We start from the raw sequence: 18,646 nt of genomic DNA on the forward strand, positions 1-18,646 counted from the left end.
GATGTTCCCCGGCGCCAGCCCCGTCGACGAGTCCGCGGACGCGCCGTTCGACGACGCGGACTACGTCGCCGTGGGCGCGCCGCTGGACGTCTCTACGTCGTTCCGTCCGGGCGCGCGCTTCGGCCCGGACCGCATCAGGAAGTTCGCGCGCACCTTCGAGGACTTCCACCCCGCGACGGGGACGCACTTCTCCGAGCTGAACGTCGCCGACCACGGCGACGTCCACGCGTGGCACGACACCGCCGAGTACCTGGAGTACCTCGAAGGCGTCCTGACGGACGTCCACTGGGCGGACGCCGTGCCCGTGGTGCTCGGTGGTGAGCACACCGTCTCGGTCGCAGGTGTGCGCGCCGCTGACCCCGACGTGTTCGTCGCGCTGGACGCGCACCTCGACCTCCGCGAGGAACTCGGCGGCGACGAACTCAGTCACTCGACGGTCACCCGCCACGCGCTCGACGTCGCCGACGAAGCGGTCGTCGTGGGCGCGCGCTCGGGCAACGAGGCCGAGTGGGAGCGCGCCACCGAGAGCGACGTAACGGTCGTCGAACCCGGCGACGCCGCCGACTGGACGCCCGACTTCGACGGCTCGGTCTACCTGTCCGTGGACATCGACGCCGCGGACCCGGCGTACGCTCCGGGGACGGGGACGCCGGAGCCGTTCGGCCTCGACTCCGCGACGATGCGCGACCACGTTCGCGCGCTCGCGCCGCAGTCGGTGGGTTTCGACGTCGTGGAGGTCAACGACCGCGACGACGGCCAGGCCGCCACGCTCGCGGCGAAGCTCGTCCGCGAGTTCGTCCACGCCCACGCCGACGCCTGACTACTCCTCGACGACGTCCGCTCCGGGCGCGTTCCGCATCACGCTCCGCAGTCCCTTCCACGCGTTGTGCTTGCGCGTGTACCCCTCGCCGCTGCTCGCGATGACGTTGCCGTTGCGGTGGCGGAGCCGCCACCGGAACTCACCGGCCGCGTCCTCGAACACCTCGAAGCGCGCCAGCGACTGCGAGCCGTCGGCCGCCCCGACCGGAACCGCGCGGTCGGCGACGTCCGGAACGTCGGCCGGGGTATCGGCGTCGCTCTCGTCGCCAGTCGTTTCGCTCTCCTCGTCGGTCGTTTCGGCTTCGCTGGCTTCGTTGCCGGTCTCGACTGTAGAGACGGCGTCCCCCGCGTCGTCCCACTCTAACTCCAGTTCGAGGCTCAGTTCGTCGTCCTCGCGCTCGAACTCCACTTCTAGCGAGAGTTCCGCGGGCACGTCCACGGCGACTGCGTCGTCGCCCTCGCCGAGTCGAATCGACCCCGCGAGCAGGCCGTCGGCCACGTCGCCCAGCACGGCCGCGGCGTCCTCGGGGCTCGCAGTGACTTCGGATTCGTAGTCGTCTCGTGTCACAACGGGACTACGCGTCCGGTCGTGTTAAACGGTTGCAGCGGTGGAGGCAGTCGGGCGCTCGCGGCTCGCTCCGCTCGCCGCTCGCGATTCGAGGCCTCCCTTCGGTCGGCCTCGCTGCCGACGCCTAGAAGTCCCCGGAGCCCGCGCACTCGCACATGGACCTCTCGGACATCGTCGCGAAGTACGACCAGCGATTGCGCGTCGACGACTACGAGGACGCCGCAACGAACGGCCTGCAGGTCGGCCCCGGGGACGCCGAAATCGAGCGGGTGGCGTTCGCGGTGGACGCCGCGACCGCGACCATCGAGGCGGCCGTCGAGTGGGGCGCGGACCTGCTGGTCGTCCACCACGGCGTCGTCTGGGGTGGCATCGACGCGGTGACGGGCCGCGAGTACGACCGCGTGCAAGCGCTGTTGGACGGGGACTGCGCGCTGTACGCCGCCCACCTCCCGCTGGACGGCCACCCGGAACTCGGGAACGCCGCGCGGCTCGCCGACCGACTCGGCTTGGAGAACCGCGCGCCGTTCGGCGCGCACGCCGGCGAACACCTCGGCTCTCGGGGGACCGCGCCGACGGGCTTCACCGCCGACGAGCTCGCCGCGACGCTCGACGACGAACTCGACCCCGAGGGCGGCGTGCAGGCGCTTGACTTCGGCCCGGACACCATCGAGGACGTGGCGGTGCTGACCGGGAGCGGCGCCGACTGGATTCGGGAGGCCGAGGCCGACGGCGTGGACGCGCTCGTCACCGGCGAGGGCAAGCAGAAGCTCTACCACGAGGCGCGGGAGGCCGGTATCTCGGTGTTCCTCGCGGGCCACTACGCCACGGAGACGCTGGGCGTGCGCGCGCTCCAGTCGGTCGCCGACGACTGGGGCGTGGAGACGACGTTCCTCGACCACCCGACCGGGCTCTGAGCGCGCGACCCGCAACCGGCGAACCTCGCCGCGAGACAGTATCACGAGCGAAAATCGGGGGCGAACCCTTTTGTCGTATCCCGGTGACCCGAGGAAGGAAGATGGGGATTGCCCGCCAGTTCGAACGAGTCAGGGGGAGCTACGGAGCGAAGCTCGCCGTAGCCCTACTCGTCGTCGTCGCGATTGCCGTCGGCGTCGGCGCGATGGTGTACCAGCAGACCAACGACCAGCTACAGGAGGACGTGCGCTCGGAGCTGTCCGCGACCGCGGACGCCCGCGCCGCGCAACTGGACGCGTTCCTCGACAACGTGCGCGGCCAGACGCGGCTGGCGTCCTCGCGGCCGGAACTGGCGTCCGGGGACCGCGACCAGATTTCGTCGTTCCTCGACGAGCTCGCCGCCAGCGACTCGCTACCCGACGGCGTCGCCGCGGTCAGCTACTACGACGCCGACAGCCAGCGCATCGTCGAGAGCTCCAGCGACCAGCTAGCCGGCGTGGACGCCGGCGAGCAGGGCGCGGCGTTCGCCACGGACCCGCCGGCGTTCGAGAGTGCCGACGGCGTCGCCGTGACCGCGCCGTTCGAGCTCGACGCCGTCGACTTCCCGGTCGTCGCCGTCCTGTCGCCCGTGGACGGCGCCGCCGAGAAGCGCCTCGTCTACCTGGTGAACGTCAACGAGCTCACCGGCGGCTTCGGCGAGGTCGTGGACGGGAGCGACACCGTCGTCGTGAACAGCGAGGGGACGAACGTCGCACACACCGATGGTTCACAGGTGCTGGCGAGCCACGAGGGCAGCGCGTCGATGCTCGAGCGCTCGCTGTCGGAATCGACGTTCATGAACCACGGCGGCACCGTGATGGCGGCGGCGCCCGTCGCCGGCGCGGACTGGACCGTGATGGTCCACGCGCCCGCGAGTCAGGCGTTCGCGCTCGGCGACTACGTCGCGTCCAGCGTCGTCGGGCTCATCCTCCTGACCGTGGTGAGCCTGGCGCTCGTGGGCGTGACGCTCGGCTCCACGACGGTCGTCTCGCTGCGCCAGCTCTCGGCGCGCGCCGACGAGATGGCCGACGGCGACCTCGACACCACCATCGAGACCAACCGGAACGACGAGTTCGGGACGCTCGCGGCGTCGTTCCGCCGGATGCGGGACTCGCTGTCCGAGTCGCTGTCAGAGGCGGAGGCCGCGAAGGCCGACGCCGAGGCCGCCCGCGAGGACGCCGAGGCCCAGCGCGAGGAAGCCGAGCGGGCCCGCCAGTCCGCCCAAGAGACCGCACGCGAACTGGAGGCCGCAGCCGCGGACTACGACGACGCGATGACCGCGGTCGCGGACGGCGACCTGACGCGGCGCGTGGACGCCGACCGCGACCACGACGCGATGGCGCGGGTCGGCCGCTCGCTGAACGCGATGCTCGACGACATCGAGGACAGCGTCGCCGCCGCGTCGTCGTTCGCCGACCACGTCTCCACCGCGGCCGCGAGCGTGGACGACGGCGCGACCGCCGCGATGGACGCCAGCGCGGACGTCTCCGGCGCAGTGGACGAGATTTCCGACGGCGCGACCGAGCAGACCGAGCGCCTCCACGAGGTCGCCGGGGAGGTCGACGACCTCTCCGCGAGCGCCGAGGAGGTCGCCGAGACGGTCGCGTCGCTGGCCGACACCGCGGGACAGGCCGCCGACGCGGTCGAGGACGGGCAGGACGCCGCCGACGACGCGGTCGCGACGATGGACGAGGTCGCCGAGGAAGCCGAGGCCGCGGCAGCCGCGATGGACGCCCTTGACGGCGAGATGGACGACCTCGGGGAGGTCGTCGACGTCATCGCGGACATCGCCGAGCAGACGAACCTGCTGGCGCTGAACGCGTCCATCGAGGCCGCGCGAACCGGCGCGGAGGGCGACGGGTTCGCGGTGGTCGCCGACGAGGTGAAGGGACTCGCGGAGGAGTCCCACGCCGCCGCTCAGGACGTCGAGGACCGGCTGCTGGACTTACAGGAGCAGGTCAGCGACGTCGCCGACGAGATGCGCGAGACCAGCCAGCACGTCGCCGACGGGCGCGCCACCGTCGACGAGACCGCGGACGCCCTCGACGACGTCGTGGAGTTCGTCGCGCAGACGGACTCCGCCGCGGGCGAGATTCGGGAGGCGACCGACCGGCAGGCCGAGGCCGCCTCGCGGGTCGCGTCCGCGGTCGACGAGGTCGCCAGCATCAGCGAGGAGACCGCCGCGCAGTCCACGGACGTCGCGGACGCGGCGGACGAACAGACCGAGACGCTCTCGGAGGTCGGGGACGCCGCGGCGAATCTCGCGGAGCGCGCGGTCACGCTCGAAGACCTGCTCGCGGACTTCGACGCCCGCGGCGACGGGGGTGACCTGCAGTGACGCCCGAGACGTGGTTCTGGGTCGGCGCGGTCGGCATGGCGCTCGGCACGCTGTTGCCCGTGCGCGACGCCATCTACAACCCCTCGCGGCGGCGCTTCGACGCCGTGCTCATCGGCGTCACCGGCATCGCCGCGGTCGCGTACGCGCTGATGGCGGTCGGCGTCGGCAGCCTCGACGTGAACGGCTACACGGTCCAGCTCGCGCGGTACGCCGACTGGCTGGCGACGACGCCGCTGCTCGTGCTGTACCTCGCGATGCTCTCCCGCCCCGGGAAGCGGACCTACGCCGTGCTCGTGGTGGCAGACGTGGTCGTCATCGCGGCCGGCATCGGCGCGGCGCTGACGCCGGCGCCCGAGAAGTGGGCGTTCTACGCGGTCGGCTGCGTCGCGTACGTCGCGCTCCTGTACGGGCTGCTGCGCACGCTCCCGGCGGCGCTCGGCGAGGACGCCGACCCGCGCGTGGACGCGACGTTCACGACGCTGCGGAACCTCACGGTCGTGCTGTGGACGCTGTACCCGGTGGTGTGGCTGCTCGCGCCCACGGGAATCGGCGTCCTCCAGCCGGAGATGGAGGCCATCGTCGTGGTCTACCTCGACTTCATCAGCAAGGTCGGGTTCGTCGCGTTCGCGGTGCTGGGCGCCGACGCCATCGACCGCGTCGTCGGCGCGACCGAGCGCGCCGCCCCGGCGCCCACGGCTGACGACGACTGACGAAACACCCCTTCGTCACGTGGCGACTTTATCGCGAAAAATACTCCTACAAGCCCTGTAGCCTTCGTTTTCGCCGTTTCGAAATTCTTGCGCTCGTGCGGAGAAAGGGAGAGTTAAGTAGTCGAATCGCAACCCACGAAACTGTACGGAGTACGCGCGGGAGCCACAACCATGAGAGACGAATACGACCTACTCATCGTCGGCGGGGGTATCAGCGGAGCTTCGCTGCTGTACACGGCCGCGAAGTTCACGGACATCGAGAACATCGCGCTCGTGGAGAAGGAAGACGAGATTGCGGCCATCAACTCCCACAGCACGAACAACTCCCAGACGCTGCACTTCGGGGACATCGAGACGAACTACACCCTCGAGAAGGCCGAGGACGTCAAGGAGGGCGCGGAGCTGCTCGCCGGCTATCTCGAGGGCGCCGACCCCGACCGCGAGATGCACAGCAAGCGCTCGAAGATGGTGCTGGGCGTCGGCGACGAGGAAGTCCAGAAGCTCGAACAGCGCTACCACGAGGAGGGCTTCGGCGACCTCTACCCGAAGCTCCGGGCCATCGACCGCGAGGAAATCGCGGAACTGGAGCCGAAGGTCGTCGAGGGACGTGACCCCGACGAGGAGATGCTCGCGCTCCAGACCCCGGACGGCTACGTCGTCGACTACGGGATGACCGCCCAGTCGTTCGTCGACGAGGCGAAGGAGGTCAACGGCGTCGATGTCTACACCGGTACGGAAGTCGAGGAAATCAACGACACGGGCGACGAGTTCCTCGTGGAGACCGACGCCGGCTGGTTCGAGAGCGACGTGGCCGTCGTCGCCGCGGGCTCGCACAGCCTCCAGATTGCCAAGCAGATGGGCTACGGCGAGAACATGAGCCTGCTGCCGGTCGCGGGCAGCTTCTTCCTCGCGGAGGACTTCCTCAACGGGAAGGTCTACACCCTCCAGATGAAGAAGCTCCCGTTCGCCGCCGTCCACGGCGACGCCGACGTCCACGACGACTCCATCACGCGCTTCGGGCCGACCGCGAAGCTCGTGCCGACGCTCGAACGCGGCGAACTCGACACCGTCGGCGACTTCTTCGACGTGTTCGGGCTGAACGTCGACTCCTTCCTGAGCTACGCGAACATCCTCGCCGACCGCATCCTCTTCCCGTACGTCGTCCGCAACCTCGTCTACGACGTGCCCGAAATCGGGAAGCGCACGTTCCTCCCGGAGGTCCAGAAGGTCGTGCCGAGCGCGACCCTCGACGACATCGAGCGCGCGAAGGGCTACGGCGGCGTCCGCCCGCAGATCGTGGACACCGAGGCGAAGTCCCTGGACATGGGGGAGGCCAAGATTACGGGCGACGGCATCATCTTCAACATCACGCCGTCGCCGGGCGCCTCCACGTGCCTGAAGAACGCGATGCGGGACACCGAGCAGCTGCTTGAGTTCTTCGACGACGACCACGAGTTCGACGAGGACGCGTTCCGCGACGCGACCATCCGGAACTTCCCGCGCCTCGACGACGCGGACGCCGACGCCGACGACGCCACTGCCAGCGCCGCCGCCGACGACTGACGCGCCTGCGCCGCGACCCACCGCTCGACTCCGTTTTCTGCCGCCCGGACACGACGCCCGCCAGTTTGTCGTCTCTCGTCCCGTAGACGTACAGGAACTTTTATTATAGTTCGCGTCGCAGTCCGGGACACGTCATGTCGGTCCTACCTGTACGCGAGTGACTCCTTCCGGCCGTACAGCCTCCAGACCGACCCGCTACACACCCCACTCGTGATCACACACCCCCAGTACGCGACCGAATCGAGCCCGACCACCGACGCGCCGACCGAGGCGACGCCCGCCGAGACGGCGGCGCAGGCCACGCCGCCGGCCGACGACGCGGCGTCGTGGGTCGCCCGGTGCCAGTCCCAGTTCGACGCCGGCGGCTCCGCCCGCCTCCGCAACCTCGCCGACGACGCCAACCACGCGATGCCCGACGGCGTCTGACCGGCGGCGCCCGCGCTCGGAATCCTCTTGTCCGTGGCTCCAGTACCGCCACGTGGCCGATGACGACGCAACCGGGCCGACCCGGGGTGGCTCCCGCGGGACGACGAGCCCTATGAGTGCCGAGGCCTCATAACTAACGTTAGACTCAACGTGCTCTTTGCACTAGAGTCTAACGGGGTTATAAACAGTATTTTAGAAGTTAAAGCTCTGAGCTTCTTGTTCTACTTCCGGGTCGAGTGAGGGGTCTGTATCTGAGGCTGGTTGATCTTGTGGGTAGAAATTTAGTATTCGGGGTGTCACGCCTATTTGAGATAATGGGGAGCGGCCAACCAAATTCTGAGGAATTCATTGTCAAAGCAAAGTACTTCCTCCCTCTAGAGCCGACGGAAGAGAATCTGCGGCAGATTCAGACCCGGTTCACTAAGATTTTGCGAGAAGAGGGATACATTACAGACGACGCACCTCTTCCCTATGTCACTCTCGACCGAACAATGGAGTTTGTCAAAATTCCTCCTGAGCCAAAGAAATCTCGCTGGGATAAACTAAAGGAGAAGATCGGGCCTGGAGGGAGTGATGACATCCGTGAGAGACTGACGGACACGCAAAAATTCCTGAGTGGATTAGAGCGGGTTGCGGACGACATACCATTCCGCTTTGTATTCCGGTTCAAAACGTTTCACGGAGATGAAGTCGAAGGATACGATCTATTTGTCGAGGTCACGCCAGCTCTCCTTCAAAAGTCACGTCAACTTCGACTATCTGAGAACTACAGCTACAACACCGATAACATCGTAGACCGGAACAAACGAGAGCTACAGCGGATACTCGGCCGTCTGGAACTTGAACCAATCCAAGGCCCATACACCGAAGCCGAAACCCTGGATACACGGTTAAGTGAAACAACTATCGACCAGCTTGAAGAACACTCCTACGGTAAAACCGCTCTGAAATACATTAATGAAGGCGATCAATCTCTACGACGGGGTCTGCTTCATGCAGCCCTCTCTTGCTACATCCAAGGCATCGAATGGACCATCCTCTACTATAAAATACAGCAAGATGACGAAGACCTCGTCGAAGAACAACAAAACGGGGAAATCGGGCCTGTCTACTTCTCAGACCTGACTGAAGAACTAGAAGAAGATACTCCGGCCAGCCAAAAGACCATAAGCAAACTCAGTAACTTCAACCAGGCAGAGAGACGCTGGATGGCTCACCACAAATCCGGCGAACTGCAACGCCAAGACGTCGAAAACGTGCGGTCGACTCTTCTTCGGCTAAGCGACGAGCTATTTTAGAATATTACCAGTAGATGGCCACGAAGCTAACCTCTAGATATTTCCCTCCCTCTGTTGAAATAGAGACATCTTGACTCTCTTGATCGCTTGTTAGAGCCATACGAAGGTCTGAAAGCTCTCCTCTGTCCAAGTCGACGTCTTCCTGATCCTCCACCAGGTCGGTTATCTCTCGTAGTACCTCAGCTCGTGTCTCCATCCCTGAACCGCTTTCACTCGATACCCTCTCCGCAATTGCTCTCCCTACAAATTCCTGCCTGCTCTCTCCGTCAATCTCGATATCGCCTTGCTCCTCAATACGGGCAAAATACTCGTTATGATCTTCAGAGATCAAGACTTCGGAACCCCCGCCTTCTTCCAAATCTGAGTCATCTATCTCCTCCTTAGCCTGCTTCAGACCGAACTCAATCATACCACTCAGCTTATCACCAACATCCTCAGAAATACTCCTAATCACACGAGTTAGCTTAACGGGGTCCCAGTCATCTTGGAATTCTGCTTCAGGCACCCGAACATACGCCGTAAATTGATTCTCCTCATACAGAAACGTACTCGGATCTTGCCAAAGCATATCGGGGTCAAGTGTTCCTACAACTTCCAATGGTTCGGCTTCCGAATCCTCATCGATCATATCGGAGGACCGAATCTCATCATCAACAACCCTATAGTTCGCTGCCTCACCTACCACCGGAATTTGATCCCCAAAGAGCGACCCCATCAATTCAACAGTCTGCTTTTGTTCCTGATCCATCTCCTCTACATGCTCCTCAAACACATCAAAGAGATACTGATACGCCTTGTAGAAATGGTACAGCTCGTGTGCAGAGAACTCAATATCAAGTTCCATAACCCCGCCCTCTTCCAACTCCGAAACGGGGATATCTATCTCATCTTGTTCAGGCCCCAATTCGAATTTGCCGGCCGTCTCACCATACAACTCATCAAACTTCGACTGGATCTCAGACTTTCTAACTACCTCTTCAGTATCTCGATTTATGTTCAAATGTTCACGCGTTCCACCGAACCCAGGAATTTTCGATGTGAACGCACGAAGACGGAATCTCGTTCTTCGCTGACGTTCTGAGGTCTCCGTATCTGTCCGCGATTCCGTAATCTCACGAGTTAGCGAAGCTAAGAGGCTAACAACACTGACCTCATCCAAATATATGAATTCCCTTAGCGTGAGATCTTCATCCTCAGAAGATCCGAAAAACGGTACCCAACTTGGAAGACTAACCATCGTCCTCACCTGCCTGAACCTTTTCCTGCTTCTTCTTCCGAGACCGCTCAATTCTCCTAAATGCAAGCTCTAAATCCTCGGTTCGTATCTCCGTACGTTCATCCCTAATAGCATTAACAGCAGCATCATTTAACAGGCGCTTTAGATCAGCACCAGTCCACTTCTCAGCCTTCTCAGCATAGACCTCAAAATCCACGGAATCAGCCACATTCATATCTTCAGAGTTTGCAACAGTCTCCAAAATATCGACCCGGTCACTTACTGGCAGCTCCGAAGGAAACTCAACCTCACGGTCAAACCTTCCTGGTCTCAAAAGCGCCTGGTCAATATCCCCCGGCCGATTGGTCGCAGCTATCACACTCACATTATCATAGTCTTCAAATCCATCCATCAAAGTGAGAAGCTGAGCTACGAGCCGTCGGTCCACATCTCGTGAACCCTCGCGGGATGACGCTATACTCTCAATCTCGTCAATAAAGATTATAGCTGCTCCTTCCTGATCTCCTGCGTCCTCGAAAATTCGACGTAGTTGCCGCTCGCTTTCTCCATACCACTTATTCAGTATCTCGGGGCCTTTGATATTGTAGAAAGTACCCTCCTCAAGACTATTAGCAACTGCACGAGCAAACATTGTCTTTCCAGTACCTGGCGGGCCATAAAATAGAACTCCAGAAGGAGCTTTAGCACCGATCTCTTCAAACTCGTCCCCCTTGCTTAGCGGGAGTTCCACTACCTCCTTCACTCTCTCCTTGATATCCTCAAGACCACCAATATCGCCGAAGGAGTCACCTGGATTTTCTGTCTTGTACTCGTCAACATCGAATTCTTCCTCTTGAGCTTCGAAGGACGGAGGATCGACACCTTCGACTTTCCTTAGAATTCTTCCAGCGGCGGCGTTTAATTCGACGGTGTCTCCTTCTTCGATGTCCTCATCTTCAGGATTAGGAACTCCAATATGGGTGTTTTCGGTTTGAACAACAACTCTCTCAGATGTTTGTCGCTTTACTACCCCAACCAGATTCCCTGTATCATAGCCACCTTCTCTGACTAAATCGGTCGCATACTGGACTTGCTCATCTATGCGGACAATATCCCCAGCAGAGATCTCCTCCCCTGTGGAATCCTCGACTATGAATGAGTTCTGGTTATCGAAGATGACGATTAACTCTCCAGAATCCTCCAAAACAGACTTCACAGTGGCAACATTATTGTCAGGCATAAATTTACGACACCGATTTACATAATACGTGCATACCCGAAATTCATAACCTTACTGCTGAGATTAGCCATCTTGGATATAGCCAGATCTTAGCTTTGTTGCGTTGTCTCTATCGGCTTTTCTTCCTGCTCTTAGTAGTGTGCTAAGGGCTTGTCTACAGTCCCCGCTGTTTTCTGCGACTTGCTCCGCGATCTCTTTGATTACTTCGTCGGGTACTGCTCCGGGTCTGAAGGCCTGTTCTGCTCGTTGTTCCAGGATGTTGATTAGTTGTGGTGTGTCATATGGATTGAATTGGAGTGTGTGGCAGTTGAGGCGGGAGCGACTACGTGGATCTAGCTGGACCTTTGATGGATGGTGGTTGGATACCATTACGATTCCCAGCGAGTTCTCGGCCTCCTCGTTCAGCATCTGCAGGTCGTAGATCACCTCAGTCCTATCTTCCAGTTGATCGAATTCGTCGAGAGCCAGGGCTACTCCACGGTTCTTGTCCATCCATTCGCGGATTTTCGATAGTAGTTCGTCTACTGGTTTTCCTTTCCGAGGTGCTGGATATCCGAGCTGGATCAAGAGCTCTGTAAGCAGAGAGGAACGCGTGTTGTACTGCCAGCAGTTGATGTACACCGACTTGACGCCTGCTTCTTCCTCCAACCGGTCGAATACGTGCTTGACACAGGTGGTCTTACCAACGCCCGCCGGCCCATACACCAACAAGTTATCTGGCTTCTTTCTACGGGCTAAAGGCCGGACAGCATCAGCTATCGAATTGATTTCAGCTTCTCTACCCACCGGTTCGTCAGGCAAGTAATCCGTCGTCAGGTAGGATTCAGACCGGAGTACGCCGCTACCAGATTCCGAAGTCTCATTAAACATTCTTCGAGTTACAACCCCCTCTCCCCAAAACTTGTTGGAGAATATATGGTTTGTAGTAGCTCACCTATCTTGAAATATTGCTTCCCCGGACCCCGTTTCGCTTGGAACCAAGACTATATCAAAATCAGTTCCACTCAATTTTCTCATACGAAACCTGGTGAAGCTCAACCCCCGTAACACTCCACCTTTCCTAAACCAATATGGAACTCGCCAACGATGAAACACCACTTGAACAAGGCCACGTCCCTGAAAAAGTAGCCAACAGAGACACCGAAACCCAACAGCTCACCCAGGCTGCAAAACAGCTACACAATATACATCTACACGGACCTCGCGGCACCGGGAAAACACATCTCACCAAGAAAACTCTAGAGAAAGCTGAAGCAAAGATCTGCTATCTCTCCTGCATCGAATACGACACTCAGTACAAGGCCCTACGGAAAATCTACTCAGAGCTAACCGGAGAATCAATCGGAACCGGCCACCACACCTCCGAGCTACAAAGAAAAATCAAGGAACGAACCGGAGCCGTCGAAACCATCATCGTACTAGATGAGTTAGACTTCCTCCTTCTCAACGATGGAGACGACCTACTGTACTTTCTCTCCCGTCTAGAAACCAACGGCAACCTTGGTCTAGTTCTGATCACGGCCAACCACCAGGATCTCGAAGAACAAGTCGAACCACGGACATACAGCACCCTGCAACCACAGAGAATCGGATTCGAACCATACACCGGAGAACAGACGTATGAAATCCTTGCTGACCGGGCCTCGAAAAGCCTGAAACCTCGGACAGTACACCGAGCCGCGTTGACCTACATCGCCTCCTCAACACAGAACACCGGGTATGCGCTCACCTGGTTCAGAACTGCAGTCAACAACGCCGACGATGTCGTCACCGAAGAATTAGTCAAAAGGCTTCAGGAGAAGGCATACAGTCTCTACGTCGAAAATCAGTTATCACCACTATCTCAACACCACAAAATCCTCTACCAGGCAATCACCGAACTCTCCCAAGAATCCGGGCCGGTCATCAACACCGGAAGCATCTACAACCGATACGAGATAATCGCCGAAGAAAGAGGCAGCAAACCGTTGTCAGGCCGTCGGATCAGCGACTACCTGAAACAACTTGAACAGCTCAACCTGATCTCAGCCGACTACCATTACGGAGGAGAAAAAGGGAAAACACGGGAGATCCGGCTTGCCAGTCTACAGTAGGTCAGAAACCGAATCAAGCTCCTCCAACTCCTCCAGCTCACGTAATATCTCTCTTCTCTCCTTTTCCAAACGCTGCCGATCACTCCAATGACTCTGCCTCTCCTCCCGGATCAAACGATAGAACTCCTCGATCTCCCCCTTCAAATTCTGTATACGTTCCTCAGATTGGCCTGAAAAGAAGCTCTGATACTCTTCATTCAACTCATCGACGGCCTGCTCAAGGCTTGACGTCAACTCCTCCAGGGACTCCTGAAACAACTGATACCGCTGATCCAGCTGCTCTTTAATCCTCTCTAGCTCCTTCTCTAATCGCTGCTCCTGCCGACGACCCGAATCCTCCAGAAAATCTTCCACATCAAAACCCGACGAGTCTTCGTAGTAATCCACACCAAGTAATAGATAGAAAGAACAGGAAACCAGTTACTCCTGGCCCGTGTTCGCTAGCCGCCGAAATTCCCTTGCCTTCTCCCGATACAAACGCGGCAAACCCTCAATCTCATCCTCCGTCCAAGAATCAACCTCTGAAAGGAGTTCCTCCGCTTCGCTTAGTCTTGGAAACTTAGCCATAAACCAAGGTCACTCAAGAACAAAAATATACGCTGCTCAAGGCCACCTATCGGTTGGTGGAGTAAGCTTTTGTATTTTAAATCAGTAGTATTCAACGATAGAATGGCCTCCACTGTCTCAAGACTCTGGACTGGTGCCTCCTTCGTGAAAAATTGCGGAGAGGCCATTTCGACTGGCGGCAAATCTGAAATGAAAGAGATGGCCAGCGGCGTAAGCTGTGCCCGAAGCACGGCAAAGCTCTGGAAACAGGAGTGCGAAGAGGGAACTATCCCTGAGCAGTTCTGCCCTCCTTCCTGGCGGCCCCAAACGGAGTTCTCTCAGATACCCGCGCAGACACAGGAGGACCCATTCAGCTCACCACCAGTACACGAACCAATAGATCACAGCCAGTTCCAAAAGTTCGAGTCCGGTCACAGCTGCCCACGTTGCGGGACTAACATTGAATTCAGAACTCCTAGATGCGAACAGTGTATGACAAAGCTGGACTGGGAAGGTGGCAACCCCACAGCTGAAAACAAAAGAATAGAACTTGACGAAGGCCTTACCACTGTTCAGTCGAGATCTAGCTTCTGAATCTTATCTAGAATCCCCTTCTCGTCGAGCTCGGCCAGTCTCTCGATCACCTGTTGTTTCTCCTCTTGCTTCGTCTGCTGTTCCAAGCTAAGAATACGGCCACACGTCCTGCATTCGCTATGGTCTGACTGATTCTCAGTACCGCAGTACGAGCATCGAACGCTTTTCTCTTCCTCGTCTGAGGATTCTAATCCGTATTTGTCTCTGATCGCTTGGTTGACGTCGTCGTTGTTCAGGTGGACGTAGACTTTGGCACGGTCGCTTCCTGGCTTCCAACCAGCAAACTTGTTCAACTGCTCGTATCCCATAAACTTGGCAACTTCAGTTAAACGGGTGTGCCGAAGGTTGTAGGGCCGAGTCTTGTTCTCCGGGATATCGGCCTTCCGGCAGGCCTGTTTGAACCTTCTGTAGAATCCTCCGTGGTTCAATCGATCCTGAAGATCAGCCTCGTACTCACAAACTGAATCGTCGTGGTTCTGAGGGATTTCTCCGCAGTGACGACAGGTTTGCTGCTGAGTCTTCACCCAGAGAGGAGCACTGGGATCTTCGATATCTCCTAGTTCTCCACCACAAGGATGCTGAGCAAGCCACTCACGTACAACTCGGCCTGACCGGACCAATTGGTTCGTTCTATCAGGTGTGTTCTTCAGGCCCTGGAGGAAGATGAAGTCGCCTTTGCCGTTTGAGGTGAAGTCTGCGATATTGCAGGCTAAGAGTTCTCCTGGCCTGGCACCTGACTCGTAGAGAACCATCGTAAGGGCACGATCACGTGTACTCGTGAAAGATTGGAACAGGCGTTTCAGTTCGTCCTCTGTGAACAAGTCTTCGCGGGTGACTGAGGTGGATTTCTCTCCCGAGGAAACAGAGAAGAACTGGACTTTGTCGGGATGTTCGTGGCCGCCGTTATCGACCTTGTAGAACTTCTTTACAGCAGATTTGAACGTGTGCTTCGTGCTATCTGCGTAGTCGCTTCGATTCAGGCCTGCGATCAACTTTTTGAGTTCCTGTTCGCTTGCTTCTCTGAGAAGAAAGTCTTCGGGAGCAAAGTTGTTGAGCAATGATTTCAGCGCGGATGTGAGACGTGCTTGCCGTACTTCGCTGATTCCCTCTGCCGCACAGTGGTTTACGAAGTCGCGTATTGCCTCGACGTTTTTTGGCCGTATCTGGCTGTCTTTCAGGTTTTGAAGGGTTCTGTTGATGTCGACGTATTGTGTTGAGCTCATACCGTAATTTCACACTTGAAGTCAGAAGGAGTGTGGGGAGAGACACGTTTTCCCTTGAGCTTGAACACAAGCCTTCGGATGAAGGGCTTCGAACGCTTAGTGGTAAGCCCCGAGAGAGCTAGATATTAGCCATACGAACTCTCTGCTTGTCGTGTCTTGCCATACTCCTTCCTTCTGTTGGCTTTTCAAGTGAACATTGCTGTCAAGTTTTTAAATAACTACAGCACCTCACACACCACAACTCAAATGAAATGGAAGGTCCGACTCACCGGAAACGAAAGAGGGCTTGAAACACTAGCCGAGAGCTTCACCGACGATCCCGAAGTATTCGAGGATGACGACAACTTCTTTCTCTGGAGCTCTCAGTTCGAGGACCTCGAAGACACCGATGAAGTACGAGATACCGCAGAGGAAATCGTCCGAACCATCCGAAACCTCGGAGCCAAAGACTCACTAAGAACCGAGGACCTGCAGGCCTCCCACGTACACGAAATCAACGAGGACGGTACTGAGCACGTTACTGTTCGAGCAGAGAGTTCGACTGTCAAGATGAGAGCAGGACCTGTCCGGGTAACCACAACAGATGAGGATGGGAACACGAGTGTTCACAGGCCTGCTGATCGGACCTACGAATTGACTCAACTGGCTGCTGAGGACGATAAGGTACGAGAACTGGTTGCCTTGCTCGATAAAGGAGATGACTGGGTGAACCTCTACCGAATCTACGAATTCATCCAGGCAAACATCGACGGAGACGACAACATCGTCGACCGAGATTGGTGGTCCAGCAACGAGAAAGACCGGTTCAAACAGACCGCCAACAGCCGGGACGCAATCGGCGACGACGCCCGTCACGGCCAAGAAAGAATACCCGCACCAGACAACCCAATGACTTACTCAGACGCGAAAGCTCTAGTTGACTCACTCATCCGAAACTGGCTAGAACACAGAAGAGAACTATAATTCCGATACGGCGAAAGGCCCGAACAACCTATTCGGGAAGATTCTCAATCTCGTTGAAGTCCCGAACTGGTCGAAATACTACGTTATCTGTCTGTAGGCCTTTCTCCTCCATCCTTTGCTGTAGTCCTTCCATGATTTCCTGGTTGCGGGCTGTGATCCAGACGATGAAGTCTTTCTCCAGATGCTTCTCGATGTGCTCTATCTCTCTAGGGTTGTCGCCCATCGCTACCTCGACCACAAGCTCGGCAGTGTCCATATTCACGTAGACGTCGGCATCGAATACTTCCGTCTCAGCGTACCAGCCTGCTTGTTCGAATGCTTCCTTGATTCGAGTTTGCCAGTACCTGTGAACGACTCCGCCTCGCCCCCTGTGTTTCGTTTCCAGATCTAGTTCATCTTCGACGTACTGGCGGCCTTTCTTCGTCAACTCCAGCAGCTTTCGACGTCCACTCTTTGTGCGGACCTGCCTCTCGATCAGTACGCCTTCGTCGACAAGCTCATCCTTTGCCTTGTTACCCTTGTACCGGCTAGGAAATTCTCCGTACCGTTGAGTCAAGGGTCTAAACGGATTCTCGACAACGTCCTTGAGTAGGCGGTCTGCTTCGCTTGAGACGTTGACTTCTCTTGTAGGATCTTCCGGCGTATCAGGCTCAGGTACCTCACCAGAACGACCTTCCAATATCTCAACTTCGAACTCAGACGTAGTATCCCTTGATTCGTGAGACAGGTTGTTCCAGTTCTCGGCCTGGAGTATCTGGAGTTCGCTATCAGAAATTTGCTTGTCAACTTCGTAGTCGTCGAGTTTGACCGGTACTGGGCCACGGTTACCGACCTGAACTACCGCCTCCCCCACCTCAAGCTCAGAGGCAAACTCCATCTGTCTCTCAGACAAGTTCATCGAGTCTGTGACTGCTTGGAACTGCTTCCGGTCGCCCGTAGGCAGCAAGAACTTGGTGTACGTATTCGCCTTGATAGAATCCGTCAACTTGCTTGCCTCCTGATCACCTACGATGAGGCCCTCACCGAACTCCCGCATCTTCGCCGTCAACTGATCAATCTCCGGAATACCAGCCGCATCCTGCCTTTCTTTGTACACTGAGAAAACTTGCTTCCCCTCATCCAAGAGAAACAAGTGCCGTAATTCGTCACCACGCATTCCCTGACTCAAACGATACTCGTAGACACCAGCAAACAAAATCTCCATCAAAAAGTTCTGAACATCCCTGCTGAGACCATCAAACTCGAAAACCACCCTCCTGTTCAGAAGCTCCTCTATTGTAGGGCCTTGGCTGCATTCGAAGACTGTACCTGCTGTAAGGTTCGTCGCCTCCAACCGGTTCAACAAGCGATCCCTGTAATCCGCAGCAGTACGAACATAGCTCATCGAATCATTCTCAACCAACAACTGCAACTCGTGAAGGCCCGGGTACGGCCCTGAAACCTCCTCAAACAAACCGTACAAGTCGTAGAGCTCAATAATCTTCTTCAACAAGTAATTCTTCGACCCCGAAAGCAGCGAAGTAGCGTGCCCAAAAATTTCTGAGAAAACCTGAGCCCACCTACGAGGAGACACACCACTCGGAGGCCTCAACGGATTCAACTTCAACTCCGACCACGGCAACACCAACACCTGATCCTGACGAGTCAAAGGCCTGTAATCCCGCTTCAAATCAAAAACCCAGAACGGAACACCAACCTGGCCAAGCAGATTGAAGAACAGAGTTGTCTTCCCCGAACCCGACTGCCCCACAGCCAAGAGATGCCTTGTTAAATCGCTCTGTGAGAGGTAAAACGGCTGATTTTGGAGCGTCTTGCCTAAGCCGATATCTCCGAACTCAAGATTGTGATCGAATGGATATTCGTATTGCTGAATGGATCTGCTGAGAACCATTTTCTTAGCCGATTCTTGAAGTCGCTTATTGCTGGATAAACCGGCTGCCAACACTATCTGTCGAAGCTCGGGATTATCGAGTACACCGTTCTTTTTCGCCAGTTCGAGAAGGCCAGAATCTCGGTCCATACTACAGAACTACTCTCGCAATATTCTAACTAGGAGAGGTACCCCTCGCTTCAGATGCCTTGCCGAACACCCACTCAT

At 57.8% G+C, this 18,646-nt stretch carries 16 protein-coding genes; 9 read left to right on the forward strand and 7 right to left on the reverse strand.

What is annotated here, in order from left to right; translation table 11 throughout:
- The first annotated feature begins 1 nt into the window (after nt 1).
- The gene (gene speB / locus ABSL23_RS15300; RefSeq protein ID WP_353634397.1) at nt 2-820 is read left to right on the forward strand and encodes an agmatinase; all 819 of its coding nucleotides are present in this window, start codon (nt 2-4) and stop codon (nt 818-820) included.
- On the opposite strand, the gene ABSL23_RS15305 is transcribed toward speB, so the two are convergent.
- Complete coding sequence (locus tag ABSL23_RS15305; protein WP_353634398.1) at nt 821-1,387, reverse strand: amphi-Trp domain-containing protein; 567 nt, start codon at nt 1,385-1,387, stop codon at nt 821-823.
- Nucleotides 1,388-1,542: 155 nt separating this feature from the next.
- On the opposite strand from ABSL23_RS15305, the gene ABSL23_RS15310 reads away from it, so the two are divergent.
- The 6 genes from ABSL23_RS15310 to ABSL23_RS15335 all read left to right on the forward strand — a co-directional run bounded on the left by ABSL23_RS15310 (nt 1,543) and on the right by ABSL23_RS15335 (nt 8,673).
- Nucleotides 1,543-2,301, forward strand: a complete 759-nt coding sequence (locus tag ABSL23_RS15310; protein WP_353634399.1) for a Nif3-like dinuclear metal center hexameric protein — start codon at nt 1,543-1,545, stop codon at nt 2,299-2,301.
- A gap of 101 nt (nt 2,302-2,402) precedes the next feature.
- Nucleotides 2,403-4,676: a methyl-accepting chemotaxis protein gene (locus tag ABSL23_RS15315; protein ID WP_353634400.1), complete on the forward strand. Its 2,274-nt coding sequence runs from the start codon at nt 2,403-2,405 to the stop codon at nt 4,674-4,676.
- Nucleotides 4,673-5,386, forward strand: a complete 714-nt coding sequence (locus tag ABSL23_RS15320) for a bacteriorhodopsin (RefSeq protein WP_353634401.1) — start codon at nt 4,673-4,675, stop codon at nt 5,384-5,386. The genes ABSL23_RS15315 and ABSL23_RS15320 overlap by 4 nt, the downstream gene beginning before the upstream one ends.
- A gap of 171 nt (nt 5,387-5,557) precedes the next feature.
- Nucleotides 5,558-6,949 carry an FAD-dependent oxidoreductase gene (locus tag ABSL23_RS15325; RefSeq protein ID WP_353634402.1) on the forward strand — a complete coding sequence of 464 codons (1,392 nt, stop codon included), beginning with the start codon at nt 5,558-5,560 and terminating at the stop codon, nt 6,947-6,949.
- Nucleotides 6,950-7,159: 210 nt separating this feature from the next.
- Nucleotides 7,160-7,375 (forward strand): hypothetical protein, encoded by a 216-nt coding sequence (locus ABSL23_RS15330; protein WP_353634403.1) that lies wholly within the window; start codon nt 7,160-7,162, stop codon nt 7,373-7,375.
- Nucleotides 7,376-7,689: 314 nt separating this feature from the next.
- Nucleotides 7,690-8,673, forward strand: a complete 984-nt coding sequence (locus tag ABSL23_RS15335) for a hypothetical protein (protein WP_353634404.1) — start codon at nt 7,690-7,692, stop codon at nt 8,671-8,673.
- 4 nt (nt 8,674-8,677) lie between these two features.
- Here the strand turns inward: ABSL23_RS15335 and ABSL23_RS15340 are convergent, their stop codons facing one another.
- The 3 genes from ABSL23_RS15340 to ABSL23_RS15350 all read right to left on the reverse strand — a co-directional run bounded on the left by ABSL23_RS15340 (nt 8,678) and on the right by ABSL23_RS15350 (nt 11,999).
- Complete coding sequence (locus ABSL23_RS15340) at nt 8,678-9,910, reverse strand: hypothetical protein (protein WP_353634405.1); 1,233 nt, start codon at nt 9,908-9,910, stop codon at nt 8,678-8,680.
- Nucleotides 9,903-11,129 (reverse strand): AAA family ATPase, encoded by a 1,227-nt coding sequence (locus ABSL23_RS15345; RefSeq protein ID WP_353634406.1) that lies wholly within the window; start codon nt 11,127-11,129, stop codon nt 9,903-9,905. The genes ABSL23_RS15340 and ABSL23_RS15345 overlap by 8 nt, the downstream gene beginning before the upstream one ends.
- 63 nt (nt 11,130-11,192) lie before the next feature.
- Nucleotides 11,193-11,999 carry an AAA family ATPase gene (locus ABSL23_RS15350; RefSeq protein ID WP_353634407.1) on the reverse strand — a complete coding sequence of 269 codons (807 nt, stop codon included), beginning with the start codon at nt 11,997-11,999 and terminating at the stop codon, nt 11,193-11,195.
- Nucleotides 12,000-12,199: 200 nt separating this feature from the next.
- On the opposite strand from ABSL23_RS15350, the gene ABSL23_RS15355 reads away from it, so the two are divergent.
- Complete coding sequence (locus ABSL23_RS15355; RefSeq protein WP_353634408.1) at nt 12,200-13,222, forward strand: AAA family ATPase; 1,023 nt, start codon at nt 12,200-12,202, stop codon at nt 13,220-13,222.
- On the opposite strand, the gene ABSL23_RS15360 is transcribed toward ABSL23_RS15355, so the two are convergent.
- Both ABSL23_RS15360 and ABSL23_RS15365 read right to left on the reverse strand, forming a co-directional pair.
- Nucleotides 13,214-13,609, reverse strand: coding sequence for a hypothetical protein (locus ABSL23_RS15360; protein ID WP_353634409.1), 396 nt, complete (start codon nt 13,607-13,609; stop codon nt 13,214-13,216). The genes ABSL23_RS15355 and ABSL23_RS15360 overlap by 9 nt on opposite strands.
- A gap of 731 nt (nt 13,610-14,340) precedes the next feature.
- Nucleotides 14,341-15,585, reverse strand: coding sequence for a tyrosine-type recombinase/integrase (locus ABSL23_RS15365; protein ID WP_353634410.1), 1,245 nt, complete (start codon nt 15,583-15,585; stop codon nt 14,341-14,343).
- Between the two features lie 246 nt (nt 15,586-15,831).
- On the opposite strand from ABSL23_RS15365, the gene ABSL23_RS15370 reads away from it, so the two are divergent.
- Nucleotides 15,832-16,548, forward strand: a complete 717-nt coding sequence (locus ABSL23_RS15370) for a hypothetical protein (RefSeq protein ID WP_353634411.1) — start codon at nt 15,832-15,834, stop codon at nt 16,546-16,548.
- A gap of 28 nt (nt 16,549-16,576) precedes the next feature.
- Here the strand turns inward: ABSL23_RS15370 and ABSL23_RS15375 are convergent, their stop codons facing one another.
- A complete protein-coding gene (locus tag ABSL23_RS15375) occupies nt 16,577-18,568 on the reverse strand; it encodes an ATP-binding protein (protein ID WP_353634412.1) in 1,992 nt (663 codons plus the stop codon).
- Nucleotides 18,569-18,646 lie beyond the last annotated feature (78 nt).

This window comes from Halobacterium sp. NMX12-1 (genome assembly GCF_040435975.1).
In the GTDB taxonomy this organism is placed as follows: domain Archaea; phylum Halobacteriota; class Halobacteria; order Halobacteriales; family Halobacteriaceae; genus Halobacterium; species Halobacterium hubeiense.